The organism is Candidatus Enterococcus wittei, from assembly GCF_002140175.1.
Lineage (GTDB): Bacteria > Bacillota > Bacilli > Lactobacillales > Enterococcaceae > Enterococcus_B > Enterococcus_B wittei.
Genome location: NZ_NGMO01000002.1, coordinates 528826 through 548510 on the forward strand (window position 1 = coordinate 528826; position 19685 = coordinate 548510).

10 protein-coding genes are annotated in these 19685 nt (G+C 37.4%); 9 read left to right on the top strand and 1 reads right to left on the bottom strand.

Going from position 1 to position 19685, the window contains the following annotated elements; translation table 11 throughout:
- The first annotated feature begins 351 nt into the window (after window positions 1-351).
- The 4 genes from A5844_RS06715 (at window position 352) to A5844_RS06730 (ending at window position 14455) form a co-directional block, all read left to right on the top strand.
- Window positions 352-10563 carry a QWxxN domain gene (locus A5844_RS06715; protein WP_086284430.1) on the top strand — a complete coding sequence of 3404 codons (10212 nt, stop codon included), beginning with the start codon at window positions 352-354 and terminating at the stop codon, window positions 10561-10563.
- 318 nt (window positions 10564-10881) lie between these two features.
- Window positions 10882-11244: a DUF1622 domain-containing protein gene (locus tag A5844_RS06720; protein WP_086284431.1), complete on the top strand. Its 363-nt coding sequence runs from the start codon at window positions 10882-10884 to the stop codon at window positions 11242-11244.
- Window positions 11244-11606 (top strand): DUF1622 domain-containing protein, encoded by a 363-nt coding sequence (locus A5844_RS06725; RefSeq protein ID WP_086284432.1) that lies wholly within the window; start codon window positions 11244-11246, stop codon window positions 11604-11606. Before A5844_RS06720 ends, A5844_RS06725 begins: the two co-directional genes overlap by 1 nt.
- A 299-nt stretch (window positions 11607-11905) precedes the next feature.
- Window positions 11906-14455 (top strand): HAD-IC family P-type ATPase, encoded by a 2550-nt coding sequence (locus A5844_RS06730; protein WP_086284433.1) that lies wholly within the window; start codon window positions 11906-11908, stop codon window positions 14453-14455.
- A gap of 390 nt (window positions 14456-14845) precedes the next feature.
- Here A5844_RS06730 and mafR read toward each other — a convergent pair whose 3' ends face one another.
- Window positions 14846-16288, bottom strand: a complete 1443-nt coding sequence (gene mafR, locus A5844_RS06735; protein ID WP_086284434.1) for a global transcriptional activator MafR — start codon at window positions 16286-16288, stop codon at window positions 14846-14848.
- A gap of 114 nt (window positions 16289-16402) precedes the next feature.
- Between mafR and A5844_RS06740 the strand changes: the two genes are divergently transcribed.
- The 5 genes from A5844_RS06740 (at window position 16403) to A5844_RS06765 (ending at window position 19668) form a co-directional block, all read left to right on the top strand.
- Window positions 16403-17002, top strand: coding sequence for an NUDIX hydrolase N-terminal domain-containing protein (locus tag A5844_RS06740; RefSeq protein ID WP_086284684.1), 600 nt, complete (start codon window positions 16403-16405; stop codon window positions 17000-17002).
- Window positions 17003-17064: 62 nt separating this feature from the next.
- The gene (locus tag A5844_RS06745; RefSeq protein ID WP_086284435.1) at window positions 17065-17517 is read left to right on the top strand and encodes a MarR family winged helix-turn-helix transcriptional regulator; all 453 of its coding nucleotides are present in this window, start codon (window positions 17065-17067) and stop codon (window positions 17515-17517) included.
- A gap of 13 nt (window positions 17518-17530) precedes the next feature.
- Window positions 17531-18061: a GNAT family N-acetyltransferase gene (locus A5844_RS06750; protein ID WP_086284436.1), complete on the top strand. Its 531-nt coding sequence runs from the start codon at window positions 17531-17533 to the stop codon at window positions 18059-18061.
- Window positions 18062-18778 (top strand): B3/B4 domain-containing protein, encoded by a 717-nt coding sequence (locus A5844_RS06755; protein WP_086284437.1) that lies wholly within the window; start codon window positions 18062-18064, stop codon window positions 18776-18778.
- A gap of 629 nt (window positions 18779-19407) precedes the next feature.
- Window positions 19408-19668, top strand: coding sequence for a hypothetical protein (locus tag A5844_RS06765; RefSeq protein WP_086284439.1), 261 nt, complete (start codon window positions 19408-19410; stop codon window positions 19666-19668).
- The last annotated feature ends 17 nt before the right edge of the window (window positions 19669-19685 follow it).

Genomic DNA, 19685 nt, shown 5'->3' on the forward strand with positions numbered 1-19685 from the left:
TTTATTTTATAATTGGTATAGTTATAAATCCTGTGCTGATTTTTGATTTTTTTTGTTATATAATGTATATAAAATTGGATCCGAAAATAGGAGGTTCAAGATTTTCACAGAAGGTAGGAACTAACCGTAGCTAGGTGGGGGGAGCGATTTTAGTGTATTTTTTTCTGTTTCTTGTTTTTCTAGTTTGATGAACGGTTGCTTTTTGCATGAAAGAACTGTCACTTTTGAATAATTATGTGGAGTTGTTGGAGTCATTCGTAGCAGTTTGATTGGTGACGTAAAGATGTTATCAAATGAACACTTATACAACGAATTAGTTCTATAATTAATTTTAATGAAGGAGTGAACAAGATGCCACAGAAAGTTAAGATGACAAAGAAGATAAGGTTATCACAAGCTAACTCTAGAGAAGCGATTGGAAAAGAAAACAACAAACGAAATGACAAGAATAAATCAGGAAATGACCAAGCGAAGTTAAATTATATTGCCAATAATACGGGACAAACACTAGCCCCCGATAGTTTATTGACATTAGATGGCTTCCTTTATTTATACAGTATCTGCCAAAACGCACGATTAGTCGATCCTCCTGAACAACAGACAGTCATCAAAAAAAATGCGCCAGCATTTGAAGCGAACACACGAATTGATGTGAGAAGAGACGGGAATCAGACGAGAATCCATTCCTTTGTTTCAACCTCCACCATCAATCGTGGGCGAATCCAGTCCTTTAATACGCCCCATACCCTGCCTCATCAGTCAACATCAATCACCTCACCGCTTATCAGTGCCAGTCCTCTTTTTGCCAACCAAACGTTCCGTAATCAGACAACGTCTACACAGGAGATCATCGACGTAGCGAAAATCGCGCATGAATTAAGTATTTCTGTTCACCAGAAAGTCCATGCCCTTTACCAACTAATGAATTGTACCACCACGAGAAGGACGGATCAGGTGAATACCTATATCGTCGCAGGAGAAAGTGTGGAACAAACGAGTTTTCAAACCATTTGTCAAAAAGCAGTCGGTCAAGCAGAGAGACAAAATGATCAAGGAATGAAACAAGAAAGCAATCTTTTTTCACCTCCCGGCATGATCACTATGACAGATCACGGAACCTCTCCTTTTTCTGCGGAAGAGGCAGCTCAAAAACTAAGTAAATCCTTTCAAGCTGCTTATGAAAACATACATAATGAGTCCATAGATATTCCCAATGATGTACGTAATCAAGTGACAGAAACGTTTTGGAAGGGACTAACTGATCTGTTTTACCAGTTCTTTTCCCAACACGAACACGCGGCTCCTACTCAAGAACAAAATGAAGCAAGGGGTTCGTGGATGTTGGATTTTACTGATTGGTTACTGAGTACCTTTTCGGTAAACTATGGAGAACAAATGCCCAATCACCGCCAACTAGAAAAGAACCGATCAATTTCAATGACCACTCCTCCAACGGAAAATTCGCTCCCAATCCAGACTTCGCAAAAAAAGAAGAAAAAGAAAAAAAATAATCTTCAGGAACTATCCCCAGAAATGATTTCACAATTGGTAGGGAAAGCTACACCTAAATTGTCCCTTGGAGAAGAAAGTTTTTTGTCTCCATTTTGGCATCTGGCGGCAGATTTTTATGGCAGGGTGGATGGGTATATCCAACAGTTTAATTTCGATGTATTTTCATATTTAGGGGCTGAAGCGGCAGTTGTTCCTTCGATTGATTATGCAGCTATTCCTTCGATTGATTATGAAGAAATGATTGTGGAATCTTACACAAAAATCCCGACAGAAACGGTCGCCAAAATCAAGCGAATTATGAATGCGTATCTGGAACATCGGCCTTCTAGTGAATCGAAGACCGTTCCTTTACCTTCTTTTTGGTTTGATCTTGAAACGTTTCAATTGCGTCATAAAATACAAGGGGTCAATCAAAAAGTCAAAGATTATTTATGTAAGCAAGGAGTTCCATGTGACGGACTATCAGGAGTAAAATTACTTGATGCCGTGAAGAATTGGGAAGAAAAAGATGGTCTGGAAACTAAAAGGGACAGAAGAAAAAATCTTGCTATGATCATTCGAAAAGCTTTAGAACTTCAGAATATAGAGGTGAAATATACTAAGGCAACAAGGATCATCTTACAATGGAGAACTAATAATATCTTTCAAGATTACACGTTTGAAGATCGACAACAAACAACCCCAAAAGAATCGCAACAAACCATTTTAGAAGAACTCATGATGACTGAATTAACAACTGTAGTGACGACCGAAGAGAGGACTGAAACACTCGCACCCGATGACGCAAACACCCAGATGAGTGCAATGACATCGACTACACCATTACCATCAACGAAGGATGAACCACAGTTGCAATATTCTGGAGTTATTTCGAAAGAAACACAAGTAAAAATAGAAAAAGTCATTCAAACATATATTCAAGGCAATTCGGTTGTTAAATTATTGCGTGAAACGATCCCGTCAAATTTGCCATTTTTCTGGTATGAATCAGAGATTTTTGAAAATCGTGATCAACTCGGGAAAGTGAATAAAGAATTGAAAGCTTTTATGTGTAAGAAAAAGCAACTGTGTCAAGAGATGTCAGGACAAACTTTGTATGTAAAAATAAGACATTGGACAGAAAAAAGAGACGCGAAGCTCTCTCGAACTAGAAAGAAAAAAATCGCCGAGATAATTTGGAAGGCTTCTGGACTCCAGCCTAAAAAACTGACAGCCTCGGAGGCAGAAGCTGTTATCCTGCAATGGCGAGACAATAATATTTTTAAAAGCTATGATTTTAAAGAGAAGCATCTAATGAATGCTGAAATAACTGACTCATTAAATGCCCCTCTGACCAATACGCCCACATCGATAACTGAAAAACAATCAAGCTCTGTGACAGAACTACCTATTGAAACAATTTCTGTGAAGGACCAAGTGGAAATGGCATCATTTTCTACCACGCCATCCTCGAGTACTTCTGTCAAATTGTCGGCGGATGCATTAAAAATAAATAGTATCATTACCGCTTTTTTTGCTGGGAAATCTTCTCCTGTACCAATCTCTGAGAAGTTACCACTTTTCATGGATGATGCGGAGGTGTATAAAAAGCGGAATGCAACAGACCATGTCAATGATAAAGTCAAAGAATTTCTTTGTAATCAAAAAGAACCCTGTGACGGCTTATCTCCTCTTCAATTGATTAATGCGCTATATTGGTGGGTATGGAAAGAAGGACAGGAGAAGAAGATAACCAGAAGTAAAGAAGTTGCTGAAGTTATTCTTAGCTCTTCGGAACTCACTGGACAAGAGGTATCCGAGGATCGAGCATCGGCGATTATCCAACAATGGCGCAACAATAATATCTTCAAAGGGTATCAATTTAATGAACCCAAGCAAATACCTACGGAAACAACTGCCTCATTGAATGAAAATCAGTCAAGTACGACAACACCTGTGATTCGATTAAAAAAAGGAGAAGGAATTAAAATCTCACAGTCAAGTATGACTGTAGGGTTAAATAAAGCTCAGCCTAATCTAACGACAGAACTGCCTATTGACAAAAACGCTGACAAAGAATCCATTCCTGCCTCTCAAAATCCGAATACTTATGAAAAAATGTATGCCGATTTCATGGAGAAAATAAATAGTATTATCACTGCTTTTTTAGAGGGGAAACCCACTCCTGTTCCAACCTCAGAGAAGTTGCCTGCTCACTGGTATGATGGAGCGTTGGAGGTATATGAAAAGCAAAATGAAACTCAACATGTCAACAATGAAATAAAAAAATTTCTCTGTACCCAAAAAGTCCCCTGTGACGGCTTATCTCCGCTTCAATTGATTACGGCTATCGAGGGATGGATAAGGAAAGAAGGAAAGGGAATCGAAAAAACCAGAATCATAGAAATTGCCGAACTGATTCTTACCTCTTCGGGGCTAACTAGTCAAACGCTGTCTGATTTTCAAGCCAACGCTATTTTCCTGCAATGGCGCAACAATAATATTTTCAAAGACTATACGTTTGGTCCTATCCAGTTTAGTGGATCCGTAGACATCACAAACAGTGAACTAATGGAAACAACTTCTGAAACTAGACTACATTCTTACGGCGTACTCCCTTCAGAAATAGCAAAAACCGTGAACAAAATGCACGGGGATTACTTTGATAAGCAACCTTTGACGCTGTCCATCTACGAACCCCTCGTCCCTTTTTGGTATGATTTTACGCTTTATCAAAAACGGAATGAAACAGATAAGGCCAATGAAGCAGTCGACCAGTTTCTAGATAAACAGGAAGATTGGAGTGACTATTTGCCTTATCAGCCAACCGCTGTTGTTGCCCATGAATGGGTGAATGATGAACAAACAGACGTAGAGATTTTAGCAAGGAAGGAACAGTTGGCTCCAATCATTCTAGAAGGGTATGGCATTCGTTGCAATCTTACAGCGACGGAGGCTGTCAACACAGTTCTGCAATGGGAAAACAACAATGTGTTTAAAGACTATACCTTTATTGAACTCAAACAATCTTCTTTAGATGAAAGCCAATTTCGTAATGAGACCCTCACAGAAAATAGTGAGATGAAAAGAGTACCAGATACTGTTGTCGATTCAGACTTAGAACTCGTTCATAAAATCGTGGGGAACGTGGCGAAAAATGTGGTTCCTGCGACACGTTATGCAGAGCCTCTACCGATTTTTTATTACCATCTCGTTCTTTTTCAAAAGCGAAATGAAACGAGTGCTGTCAATAAAAAAATGCAAGAGTTCTTTACGAAGGAAGGCATTGCGATCAAAGAAAGCTCTAGTGATGAATTAGAAAAAGCCACACGACAATGGCTCGAAAAAGAAAGTACCAATAGCGCTTCTAACGCATCTGAAAGAAAACAATTTTTAGCCTCTTTCCTACTAAAGGCTTATGGGATGGAGGACTTTAGGTTTGGGGAGTTTCTGTCGTCTATCAAGGTACAAGCGATATTGAATCAATGGAAGGCTAATACTTTATTAGAAGGGTATACGTACCAAGAAATCACTTATACAACGATCCATCACCAATCATCCAAAGCAGAGGCTCCATCGGTGTTCCGTCTTAAAGAACAAAAAAAAGAAAGCCAACAAATCTACGCAGATTTTATCCATGATCGCACGCCCACGATCTCTAAGGATCAGCCCCTCCAAACCATCTATTATCATCGTACGCTTTTCGAGAAGCGTGAGAAAACATCAGCCGTAAATGAACTCATTCGGAAATTCCTGCTTGAACAAAAAGTTGCTCTCAAAGATCAATCTGCCAGCGAATTGGTTCGAGGGATGCAAAAGTGGATATTTGAAGGAATCACCTATGAGGCGATTCTGGTAAGAGAAAAACAAGTCGCCCAACTTCTGCAAAAAGCATATGGGCTAGAAGAAAAAGAGCTGACAGTGAAAGAGATACGCTATCTCTTACTGCAATGGGAAAATAACAATGCACAAATGGGGTATTCCTATAAAGATCCGAATACGTTTGAAGCCATTGAAATTAATGCGATTGAAGTGAATGAAGAGAAAAAAGAAAGGGTTGAGGCATTTACTCGTGAAAATAAGGCGGGTCGCCCCAGAGAAAGAGATAACAAAGCCATGGAAGTCAGCTTAAGTAATCTGACAGAGGAACAAAAAGAGGAACTCCTAAAAAAAATCGTTGCCTTCTTAGGGGAAAAGAATATCGAGGTGAATGTGTCCAAACCCAATGAATTAGTAGTAAAAGCGGCGAGATGGGCAATTAAGGAAGTGGAAGGAAAAGAGACGACCGATTTCACGAAAGTAAAAATGTTAGCGAATGTCATCCTTGGAAAAAAAGAGGATGCAGTGATTTCGAAGGAGAAAGCACTAGCAATCTTTACAAAATGGCTACTGGATACTACTGAAGAGGAAGCGCCTACTTTGACTTCTACTGAACCACCGAAAGAAGAGACAATTCAAACGAACCAAACAACTCATGTAACACAAGAAATACAGACAATACAAACAACACAAGAAATAGAAACAACAACTATACCAGCTGCTAGCGAGATACAGAAACCTAAGTATGAAGCGCTTGATTGGCGTGATAAAAACATGAGGATTCAAGTGGCACAGTTTTTCCGACAAGAAGGGGTACTAAAAGGGGACTCGACCATAGAAAATATCCTTTTTGCAATGGGAAAATGGTTTACAGAAGAACGAGGGGAAATGGTACTCAGCTTTAGCAAGCTCCAGTCCTTAGCTAAAGTGATCCTGAAAGAATTGAAACTTTATGGAAGTGAAGGAAAAGAAACCATTTCCGATAAGGATGCGAAATTAACCATCATGAAATGGGTATCTGAGAACGTATTAGGAAGTTCGATCGAAGGATATATGGTTAAGCAGATCCTTGATTCTCCCGATCCTTCTAAATTTACCATCGGCAGTCTCAGAAAACTATTTGAGGTTGAAGATTTGAGAGAGGGAGGACTTCTTACTTTACATATTCTAAAATATTCTGAAGATGAGAAACCAATTATTAAAAAGTTATGGTTCCTGTTACTCAAAGATGCATTGCCAAATTATTTTCTTGAGACAAGTACGTTGGCCGATGAGTTACCGATTTCTAACTATGACTCCTTGATGCAGCTAACAGGAGCAAAGTTATTAGCAGATGCAGGCATTCAAACACAATTCAATCAAGCAGAAATCCAAACGTTCGGTACGTTTGTTTGGGATGAAATTAGTAAAAATGGCATAAAAAGGGTGGAAGAACTACGTTATACGATCTTTCCTGCATTGCTGGCGGTTGCTCAGTTAGATCCAGATCTATTACGGAAAGCGTTGGAAAAAGGTGACTATTATGAAGTGGCTCTTAGCACTTTTATTGAGTATCATCAAAATGGCTATTTACAACTAAAAGAACATCAAGACACACTCTATGACCTTTTTACAGCTTATCAAAAAGAAGCACTTGCCTGGCGACGGAAACAGGCGTTAGCGGAAGTAGTGGCTCAGAAATGCCTTGATGCTGGGTTAAAATCCTACACCCTTCACGCATTGACACAAAATTATCTCAATGGGCTGGGACCTTGTTACAATAAGTTTACCCCACCTAATTTAGAAGAATGGTATACTGGATTGACCAAGGCTGTATCAGATACTTTTTATCCATTGGATCAAAAACTGATTGAATTTGCGCTGAAAGGATTCGACCTTAAAGAACGAGAGTTTATTTTCTCTCTTGAAACAGAACTTTATGAGGCCTCTGCCGAGTTGGAACATATCGAGCATACTTCTTCTAGCTCCCCATTTAAAGACTCTATACCTTTTGCCCTTCTGAATGAACTTAAGTTAGATCAAACCGATTTGTTTGTAGCCATCAAAAAAAATGAAGAGCGATGGTATGCCTTAAAAAAATTGGATGGAGGAGCCTATACTTTTTATCGAGTGGATAAAGATCTTTTAGCCTATTTTAAATATGGGCTACTAAATCATAAAGAGATTTGGAATCAAAGGTATAAAAAAGAAGGCACTAGGGTTCGAATAGGAAAACGGTACTTTAGATTTATTACTCGTATGGACAAGAGCAAGAAGTTACCGCAAGGAGAGGAAACGCAACCTTTGATTGATGCGTTCAGTCGGAAACATAGTGATACTCTGTATGAGCAACTCTATAAATCCGGCAATGATCAATCCATCAGTGACCAGGTGTGGGATGTTGCCAAGCACTTCATTCCTTTTTACGATTGTGTGACAGGACTCATCGAGCAAGATTTCGCTGGAGCGGCTCCTTCTTGTATCATCGATGTCGTTCTTTTGATGCCAGTCTTAGGACAAGTAACTTCCCTTAGTACTAGATTTGCCTTAGGGATGGCAAAAAGTATGGCGACAGGAGGGATCAGAAATGCGATCCGTCAAGGAGGACGCTTTCTTCCAAAGGGATATGAAATCAAGTCGGTTCTAACAAATATTAGACAATATATCGATCCAGGAATCGAAGCCGTGATGGATGGGAGTAAATTTATTATCAGGGGGTTAATCGATTTTAAAAATGATGTTTGGGTGGGAAAGAAGGTTAAACAACTTTTGGAAAGAATGGCAAATTTAGTGAAGGAATTACCCTCTTTGCCTAATGACATGGTAAGAGCAAAATTACCAGGAAATGACCTAGAAGTGCTTGTTAAACGGATGGAAGATGAGTCCTATCGGCGAGTAACAGAGTTGGAAACTAGATCTGTCTATGGGGGCTCCTTAGTGTTGAAGGGAGATCGTTTAGAGAGAGTTTCTGGTCCTGTCTCATTTACGGAAGAACAAAAAGCGCTGATCAATCGTTTAACGAAAGAAATTGACCCAGATCAGATTTTTGCAGTTGAACCAAATGTGAACCCCAAAATCTATGGCAGTGGTGAAGTCCTGTCTGTTTCAGAAACTGGAAAAGAAACCAAGCATTTCATTACAATGAACAAGTTTACGATCCCTGTGAGAGAAACGGCAATTGAAGGTCATGGTGTACGCTATGATGTAGTGGATGGTGAGAAGATTTATCCTGTGAATTTCAATGGGAAAGAATGGTATTTTGACGTAGCACCTTTTGTCTTTGTATCAAAAGGGTTAGCAGACAAAGTGATGAAGAAAATTGATGAGTTCGAATCAATAAAGGATGTCAGTGTTCTTTCTGCTCCAGATGAAAGAGGATTGATGTGGCATGCTTCAGGAAGATCTTACATCAAGATCTATGATCACTATATACCCTTGATTCAATTGAACAAGAATGGGAATAAATATCATTTAGTGAAAAAAGATGTGAATGCACCGACAATAGTATTGATATTTGATCCTGAAATCGGAGAGTTTCGTCTTAAGGTAAGTTTAGACAAAGTACAACAGAAAGTGAAACTTCCCAAATATAGAACCTTGCCAGATTCACCAGGAAGAGCAGAGGAATGGAATGAATTTAGAAATGTCAAAACTATGGAAACTGAGGGGTTAGTCATAAGAAGAACTGTAGATGATACTGTTCCCATGGATCCAATAACTAAGTTTATCCCAGAAGCGAGAGCTATTGTCTATAAAAATGAAAAGGAGATTAAAGAGGCTATTTTGGAAGGAATTATTGAATCCTTACCTCGAAAATCGAAAAAGTCGCCATATGACTTTCGAATATATAATACTCTTGATTTAAATAAGGCGCCAAATTTCCTCAAACCGTTTCTGAAAGATTTGGCTACAGATTATAAGAAAGCGCTAGGTTATTTTGAAACGGCATTAGGCGTGTGTGAAGATTTATTAACAGAAGGAAGAATTGCAGGAACCCCGCAAGGCCAATATTTAATCAAAATGTTTAGACTGGAGGAGGTAGGAAATCCAGAACCTATATTATTGGAAGCTGTAAATAGATTGGCCTCTACATCCAAAAAAGGGGTAGAATTCCTTCAAAAAACAGCAGACTGGGGTTTTGAGAATATTTTGATCGCATCCACTGATTTAGTTAAGAAAAAAGGAACACAAAAATATTACTCTCTCTATGAGGAATTTATAGAAAGTACAGGTGCAGTACTCCCAAATGATCCAGAATGCCGAATCGTTTTTTTGGCGGATGCGTTCCATTTAAATCCGATTTTCTTCCCTGATGTAGAAGTAAAACTAATTATAAATCAAGTGATCATTCATGAATCCACTCATATTGTTACTGCTACAACAGATTTCATGAAATATACTAGAGTTAAAGGTGATTTAAAAAGTGGAAAAGTGATTTTAGAAGAATACGAGAAAAGAAAGTCGGAAATCATTAAAACGGATGGTTTTTATGATTTTGTGATACAAATAGCATTTGAACAAAAGAAACCGAAACTATCACGAAAAACCGTGTGGAAGGAATCGGAAAGAAATGATTTGTTGCGGGTTAATATACAAATGATTGATGCCGAGATGTTGACGGTAATTATCCGTGATTTTGCGGAAGGAAGAAATTTCGAAGGTGTGCGTCGTGTAACTAGAAGCAGTGATGAGAAACTTTTAGGGGATGGATTGCTGTTTGCTTTTTCAGCGTTAAAGTATATATACGGTAGTGCTGGCCTTGTGTACGTTTCTGAATTGAATAAGGATCAAGAACAACCAATATACCTTCCCGATATAACAAATCAGACGCAAGAACAATCAACGTATCCTCCTGACTTGACAAGTACAGCAACTAGCGGAAGTGGCAATAGAGATAAGAGAGAGGTAGTATCAACGATCACGGAAATTACGGAGAGTGAAGCAAATCAAATTTTTTATAGCCTTGTAAACACGAATACCGAAAATAGCCGCAGTATCCATCCATATAACTTCAATCAGCAAGTAAGAACGAAACTTCCAAAGACTGTATCGAAGCGAAGGGACTTAAATCTTGTAATCACGAATATTGAAAACGAAAATATAACTCAAGTCACTTCCGATCAACAAGTAGGCAAGGGGGCAACGAAGCCTACTATAAATAATAGTTTTTCAAATCTTGCATTCACTGGTACAAGAAGAAGCACTGAAATCAACTCAATGATAGCTAACCAACAAGTAAACAAAAATTTGAAAACATTAGCCCCACAACGTTGATCAAGTAATGTCTAGCTCCTCTTTATCATGTATGAAGACAAAAGACAGCACAATGGTTCAACAGGTATCTTCTGTTGAACTTTCTATCTTTTTTATGTTCTGTTATTGTCTGTATCTCTAATGATAATAAGGAACTAAAATTTATTATCGAACAAGCAATATTATTAATGAATTGAATTTTATTATGAGTTTACGAACATAAAAAAACTGTCAAAATAAAGTACTCATAAACGAGTTGAATTGTATAGAGGCTTTAAGATAGTGGACGAATCAGATTTGTCCTAGTAACATGAGGGTAGAGAAAAAGAGGTGGATGGGATGTTTAATGAAACATTGATTCGTGGGTTGGAGTGGCTGATTGCGATTTTGAATATTTTTTCCATTTTGGTGTTACTGGTAGGGGTGTTTCTAGTCTTGAAAAACCTACTGACAGAAAGACCAATAAAAAAAGAGTATGCAAAACGAAATCGGCGAAATGCAGATGTACGAAAATTACTAGCCAGTTATATTTTATTGAGTTTAGAAGTATTAGTCGTAGCGGATATCATTGAGTCAGTGATCAGACCAACATGGACAGATATTTTAAAACTAGCATTGATCATTATTATTCGGACGATCATTTCCTATTTCTTGAATCTGGAAATTGCCGGACAAGGAACGCATGAAAGAGGGGAAGTTTAATGGAGATTAGTTGGATTGAGGTGCTTTCGCCTTATCTAGAATGGCTAGTTTTAACACTGGATGTTTTTGCTATTGCAATCTTGCTCTGGGGTGTGGGATTATCGATCAAGGATTTTTTCAAAGATTCAGTCAATCATGCGAGAAAGCAGAATGAACGAATCCATCAGAACAATGGAATCAAAAAAATGCTCGGTGGATATATCTTATTAAGCCTTGAAGTACTAATCTCTGCTGGGATTATTGAATCTATTATCAAACCAACATTACAAGATATTTTTCAATTAGCAGCGTTAGTTGTGATCCGTACAATCATTTCTTATTTTTTAAATAAAGAGATCGGACTTGGTGATGTGGAAGAATAACAATCAAACGCATTAATAAATACATGTCTAATATTAAGCAATAAGTCGGGGCTATCGTGCACAAGAGTTATTATGCACGAAGGCCTCGATTTTTTTGAAGGCACTATTTTTTTAGATAATGAACAAATACATAAAGGGATTATTTGTCTGAATTCTAAAGCAAAAGTATCCTATTCTATTATTTTTGATTTTTAAATTACATTAATTATTTCATGGAAGTCTGAAAAAATCGACAAGAGAAATACACACTTCTCCGTATAATAAAAGTATCAAAACATTTAAACGTAGGAGGGATTGCTATGACATGGTACAAAGAGACAGTAGAACAAGTATTGGTCAAGCTTCAAACAGTAAAAGAAGGTCTTTCAGCTAAAGAACGTACCAGTCGCTTGGAAAAACAAGGGTATAATGAGATTGAAGTAAAAAAGAAAATTAGCCCGCTTCGTAAGTTTTTGAAGCATTTTACAGATTTGCTAATGATTATATTGTTGGTTGCTTCGGCATTGAAATTTGTGACTGGTGATTATATTGAAGGAAGTATCATTTTACTGGTTGTGATCATCAACAGTTTTGTAGGATACTGGCAGGAGAGAAAAGCAGAAGAGTCATTGAATGGCTTGAAGAGTTTAATGGGACAAGAAGCAATTGTTTTTTCTGAGGGGATAAAGAAAGTAGTTCAAGCAAAGGAACTCGTGTCTGGAGACATTATTAGTTTAAAAGCAGGGGATATCGTACCAGCTGATATCCGTTTGATGGAGACACATGACTTGATGATTGAAGAAGCTGCTTTAACTGGGGAATCAGTGGCTGTTGAGAAAATAAGTGAGCAATTGATAGAAGATTTAGGAGCAGGAGATCAAAAAAACATGGCTTTTTCTGGTACATTGGTTCAAACGGGGACTGCTATGGGTGTCGTTGTCGAAACAGGAGATACGACAGAGATCGGTAAGATCAATCAAGCACTCCAATCTGTCCAGCAACAAACGACTCCTTTGGTCCGCAAGATCCATCAATTGAACAAACAGATTTTTAGAGGGATTGTCTTCTTGAGTTTGTTTCTCATTTTCTTTACATCTTTCAGATACGGACTGGAATGGAACTTTCTATTTTCAACGATCATTGCTTTGGTCGTTTCGATGATTCCTGAAGGATTGCCAGCTGTTTTGACAATGATTCTTTCAATGGGAGTCAATGAAATGGCAAACGAACAAGCAATTATCAAAGGGTTACCTTCGGTTGAAACATTAGGATCGATGACAGTGATTTGTTCGGATAAAACTGGCACGTTGACAAAGAATGAAATGACTGTCGTGGAAACAGTAACAGAAGATGAAGATCAATTATTAGCGATTATGAAGAATTGTCAAGAATCTCAAACGAAAAATAATCAGAACTTGAAAGAATTAAGTGGCAATCCCACAGAGATCGCTTTACTGCGCTATGCAGAGACAAAAAGTCTTCCATTGAAACAAGTGAAAGACAAATTGCCTTTTAATTCAAGTTACAAGTATATGGCAACGATGCATGAAGAACAGGACCATGCCATCATTTTTGTCAAAGGAGCTCCAGAGGTTTTATTATCGAGATCTTCTTTATCTCAAGCAGAAAGAAGCAAATGGGAAGATGAAGCATCGAAACTAGCGAAAAAAGGTCAGCGAGTCTTAGGTTTTGCTTACAAAAAAGTACCTTTGACACAAGAACTCGATCATGATCAATTGACACAACTGACTTATGCAGGTATTGCAGGAATCATTGATCCACCGAAAGAAAGTGCCATAAAAGCTGTCAGAGAATGTCAGCAAGCAGGAATCTCTGTCAAGATGATCACTGGGGATCACAAAGAGACTGCTCAAGCGATTGCCAATCAGATTGGTTTGGAACATACATCTAACGCATTAGAAGGTATCGATTTAGATCGACTATCTGATGAAGAGTTAGCTGAAAAAGTTGTAACAGTGGATGTCTTTGCACGGACAACACCGGAACATAAATTACGAATCGTTGAGGCTTTACAAGAAAATGGTGAGATCGTTGGGATGACCGGAGACGGCGTGAATGATGCACCAGCGTTGAAACGAGCAGATGTTGGGATCGCAATGGGGATCAAAGGCAGTGAAGTGAGTAAACAAGCGGCTGATATGGTCTTAGGAGATGATAATTTCCATACCATTGCCAAAGCAGTGAAAGAAGGAAGAAGAATTTTAGATAATCTTCAAAAAACCATCAGCTTTTTCTTACCAACCTCTTTAGCACAAGGTTTAGTCGTTATTTGGGCCTTGCTTGTAAATCAACCATTACCTTTGACACCAGTGCAAATTTTGTGGGTCAACATGGTGACGACGATTACATTATCTTATGCCTTAGGTTTTGAACAAGCAGGAAAAGATACCATGAAACGTCCGCCAAGAGATCCTAATCAAGGGATTCTTACGAAGTATAACGTCTTTAGGATCTTCTATGTCTCACTATTGATCATTATCCCTGCTTATTGGTTGGCAATGCGGTTTGAAGGCCAAGCCCTGCAACAAACGATTCTTTTACAGAATATTGTAGCAGCTCAAGCAGTTTACATGATCAATTGTCGGGAGCAATTGGACCCATCATTGAATAAAACATTCTTCCAGAATAAGTTTCTGTTCCTTTCACTAGGTATCTTGTTTATTCTACAGATGAGTGTGATTTACCTCCCATTTGCTCAACGAGTCATCGAAACGACTAGTTTGACATTTGGACAACAGCTACCAATCTTCGCCAATGTTTTCTTATTGTTCATCATCGTTGAGATAGAAAAGAGAATCAGTAAAGGATTTTTTAAGAGAAAAGCGCAAGCAGCGATGGTAGGTAGTTAATCTATAGATAATTAGAATGAATTGATCAAAATGTAAGACCAGTTCCATAAATAATAAGGCAGATTTTGAATGAAAAGAAATTTTCTCAAAATCTGCCTTGTTGCATATTTTAATATTTTCTAGTTTACTGCTTAAGAGAAACTGTGTTGTCACAATCTTGTCGATGGTATTTCAACAGCAAAACCACATTAATTAGATAGAAAGCAGAGAATTTTGTTTACCTTATGATTGAGTGATCATGATGACTAGTGAAAATTACTCCTGTCACAACCTTATTCACGGTGTTCCAGTAGCTGCCCCTCGGTATTAAGTCAAAATCTCAAAAAATATGAACAGCTATTTTCTGAGATTTTTTCTTAATACTCGGGTCAAAGCGCTTCTGTCACAACCTTATAAATAACTTCTAATGGTGAGCTCGGTTAGTTGATCCAGCTCATTTTTAGTGGGGATGGTAGAGATGTAGATGATTGGGATCGGGACTTGGTCGAGTGGGGTGTTGGAAACGAACAAGTCGTTTTTCTGGAATGTAATGTCAGAAAGTTGAGAAAGTTCGACTGGAACTAACTGGACACGTTTACCCAAGTAGTCATTTAATTCTTGTTGTAAAAAAGCTTTCCAAGATGGTTCTCCTTGAAAGAAGAAATAAACTTTTAATTTGCTTGGGTTAACTGCTAAAATTGCTTGTTGAATAAGTAGTGAGAGTACGTGTAAAAAGTAATCGTCGTTTTGGATCGGTAAGTATTTTTTTAATTTCGCTAATAGCTCTTGTTTGAAGGGGTATAACTGTGTGTATTGGTGCTCATATTCTTCTAAGTAATAACGATATTGCAAAGTGACTTGTTCCATTAAAACGGGTGATTCATGATATTTCAACAATAACAGAATAAGGTTATCCACTAATTTTGTTTTTTTTAAATCTTCTAAGTCCAATAAATGAGCTAATAGCGTTGCAAATTCTTTGATATCACTGGAAAATGGATAATTTTGAATGATGTCAGAAATCTCTTTTTGATAGTGGTTATTGTAATTCCAACTTTCTAAGAAACAGAAAAAGGCAAAAGCAAGTTCTTCATGTTTTAAATAAACGCCTTCTAGTTGATAGAGTTTTTTTAGTTCAGAAGCATAAAGGATATATAAGGGATCGCTTGTATCAAAAAAAGGATGTTCGATACGACAATCAGCTTTTGCACGGATCGTATTGATGAAAAACCAACAAATACCAAAAATCTCTTCTGTTTCTACAGCAAAGTTGATTTGATTTAGTCGTTTTAAAAAACGAAAATAATGGGACTCATGAATGGAGTAATCTTCAAAGAAATAATTATTATGCGTAAAAGGCATGAGCAAGCGATGGTAAAACAGACGAATAGAATTCTCTGAACCATTCAATGTTCCAGTGTATTTCGTTAATTGAATCTTTAATTCATAATGTGCCAACTGTCGATTTACTTTATTTGTATGTCTTTTCAATGTTTCATAAGAAAGACCATTAGTAGATAAAAAATCAGGAATCGATAGTTCTTTGGTAAACAATAATTCTTTGATTAGTTGGACACTGATGGATTGTTTTAAAAATAATTCCCATAAATCGTTGGCTAACAAGTTTTGCTCATTTAATAAACGAATACCTGATTGGTCACTCGCAATCTCCCACCCATTTGGTAACTGGCCCCGAATGACTTGCAGATCAGAAAAAATCGTTCGATCCGTTGAATGAGTGGATTCAGCAAGCTCATTGACTGTGATTTTTGGATGGTTTAAGAGCAACTCGACTAAAGAGATTTGTCGACGCAAGTCTTTTTCAGTAATGATTTTTTGCATGAGTGAGTACATCCTATCCCTCCTTCTTTTACGTCATTATATCATACCCCTTTTTTTCGCCTATTCCAGTAGATCATGATACCCTATTATTGATAGGAAACGAAGTATGCGGAAGGAGTGGACAATATCAAAACAAGTTTTGAACAATATAAACGCCTTTTAGCAATAGCTGAAGCCGGATTGTACTATGCTAAAGATCCGTTTGACCAAGAACGTTACGAAGAAATGAAATCGATTTCTTTATCCTTGTTGAGCCAAGATCAGGATGAAATCAAAAAGAAAATCACTTTTTCACTGGAGAAAGAAGAAGGTTATCCTACCCCTAAAGTAGATGTGCGAGCTTATATCAAAAAAGAGGGAAAAGTTTTATTGATTGAAGATAAACAGACAAAAGAATGGGCGCTTCCAGGAGGCTTTGCAGAAATCGGTCGTTCCCCGAAAGAAAATATCCAAAAAGAAGTAAAAGAAGAAACAGGGTTAACCGTGACTGTAGATCGCCTGTTAGCTGTTTTTGATACAGATCTGCGCAAAGATGTTCCTCAAGTTTTTCAGTATTATAAGCTTGTTTTTTCGTGTTCTGTCTTAGATGGTTCTTTTATTGAAAATATCGAAACTTCAAGCAGTGGCTTTTTCTCACTAGAAGACTTACCTAGATTATCTGAAAAACGAACGACAGAGGAGCAATTAATGATTTTAGAAAGAGAAAATCTTCCTTATGTCGAATGAGTTTTTTGTTGCAAATGCAACTAAAAATAGTACAATAGAATTATCACTAAAGGAGAGAATAGATGACAGAGATTTTAAGAGAAATTGGGATGATTGCGCGAGCATTAGATTCAATCAGCAATATCGAATTTAAAGAAGTGGCGCTGACAAGAGGTCAGTATCTTTATTTAGTTCGTATTTGTGAAAATCCAGGAATCATCCAAGAAAAGGTAGCAGAATTGATCAAAGTTGATCGAACAACTACAGCACGGGCAATCAAAAAGTTAGAACAAAACGGCTTGATCACACGTGTAACAGATCAACAAAATAAGAAAAATAAAAAGTTATATCCAACAGAAAAAGGAGAGTCACTTTATCCACTGATCATGAGGGAACACCAGCACTCAACACAAGTAGCTCTGGCAGGATTGTCCGACCAAGAAATTGATCAGCTCCTACTGCTTTTAAAACAAGTAAGAAAAAATGTTAGTGAAGATTGGAATTTTGTAAAAAAAGGGAATAAAAGAATTTATTGAGGGGAATGTCGTTGTGGGGAAACTAGTGATTAAAAGTATTGAGCCTTCTGAAGTTGAGCTGCTTCAAGCAGTAAGTATAGAAACATATACGGATACATTTGGACCATATAACACAAAAAAACATATGGAAGCTTATCTTTCACAAGCTTATGAGTTGAATCGTTTGAGACATGAATTAACACATCCCGAATCCGATTTTTTCTGGGCAATTTATGAAGATCAAGTGGCTGGTTACCTAAAGCTTAATACTGGAACTGCCCAGTCGGAAGAAATGCCTGATACTTTCTTAGAAGTGGAACGTATTTATGTTAGACCTTTGTTCAAAGCAAAAGGAATTGGGACGCAACTAATGGAATGGGCATTGCAACAAGCGAAAGAAAAGAAAAAGCAAGCTACTTGGCTAGGCGTTTGGGAACATAATCAGCCTGCCCAAAACTTTTATCGTAAACATGGTTTTATCCGCCAAGGGGAACATATTTTTTATATGGGTGATGATGCACAAACAGACCATATTTTAGTGAAAAATTTATATGAGGTGAAATAAATGAAAAAAATTATCGTAGATCCAACCTTTTGGGAAGTTTTTCCAGATGCAAAAATTGAAATTTTAACAGTTGAAGGTATTGATAATCATCGAGTAGAATCCAAAGAAACACAGTATCACGAATTACTGAATCAGTCAGCGAAGGAAGCAAGAAGTTATTTGACTGAAGAGAACTTTAGTCAAAATGAAGTGATTGCTCAATGGCGCCAAGCCTTCTCTAAATTCAAAACCAAAAAAGGTGCACGTTCTTCAATCGAAGCCTTGTTAAAAAGGGCTAACCAAAATCGGGAATTCTTTCCCATCAACCCACTTGTAGATATCTATAATAGTATTTCTTTACGGTTTGGGGTTCCTTGTGGAGGAGAAGACTTGGAAAAAATTAAAGGGGATCTTCATTTAGGGAAAGCCCAAGGCGGAGAAAATTTCTTACCTTTAGGTGCAGAAACAGATGCTCCTGCATTACCGGAAGAAATTATTTATTACGACGAAGAAGGGGCGATTTGTCGCTGTTTTAATTGGCGAGAAGCACAACGAACAATGTTGACGGAAGAAACGAAACAAGCAGTACTAGTGATCGAATCAATCAATGAGGAACAAGCCATGCGTGGGGAAAAAGCGATGGAAGCATTGCAAGAAAAAATCAATGAAGCATTTGATGTAACAAGCATCAGACAAACATTGACGAAGGAACAGCCAGAAGCAGAACTTGTAGATTAGTCAGCTCCTTGGAGGAACGGTCAAAAACATCTTTTTATCTTTAAAAAAGTATATAAAAAAACATTTAGAATCGACAAACCGTATTCTGAATAAATAACTACTTACGTATTGTGTTTTTTTGACATAACATAAAATATGAACTGAGAAAGCACGATTTACTAAAGTCTCGAACGTGGTATCACAATTAAATAAATCAACAAAGAGCGTGAGACAAAAGTATGATTTACTGTTGTTTCACGCTCTAAATACATATAAACGGTGGGAGCAGAAGCAACTCTTTCGAGAATAAGCGGACATTCACAGAAATTTGAAAAGCAATTTTCGTGAAATCCTTCTTATTTCCCAGAGTTAACCGATTCTGTTCCAGTCTCTTTGTTGTTACAAAAGATAAGAATATTCTTATTGGCAAAAAAGATGGCAAATAATGTATTTAAAGTCACTTATGTGTTTAAAAGAGCCGCTTATTATTTTTTGAAAAGAACTTATATTTTTATCATAAAGTAATATTATAAAAATATTATAGGAGAAACATATGGAAAATATTAGTAGAAAAATAGGAATTACTTGTATGAGTATGATTTTATTAGGGTCAATCGGAAGCCCTACTACTGTCTCTTATACACATCTAGATGTGTATAAGAGACAGCCCTACTATTGGTTATGCCACTACTAGTGAGCGACAGAGTGTAGAACACATTGAGCCACAGGTCACAGAGCTGGAAGAACAGGAATTAGCACAACTAGCAAATTTATCTATGGAACAATTGATCGACATCTTAAAGCGTGAAGGATATGATCCTTATGACATTTTTAGTGAAGAAGAAATTCAGCAAGCCCAATTTGATGAGGGGCATCTCTCACGGGCAGGTGCTACTAAGATTTTTTTGTAAATAATGAAACAAGAGAT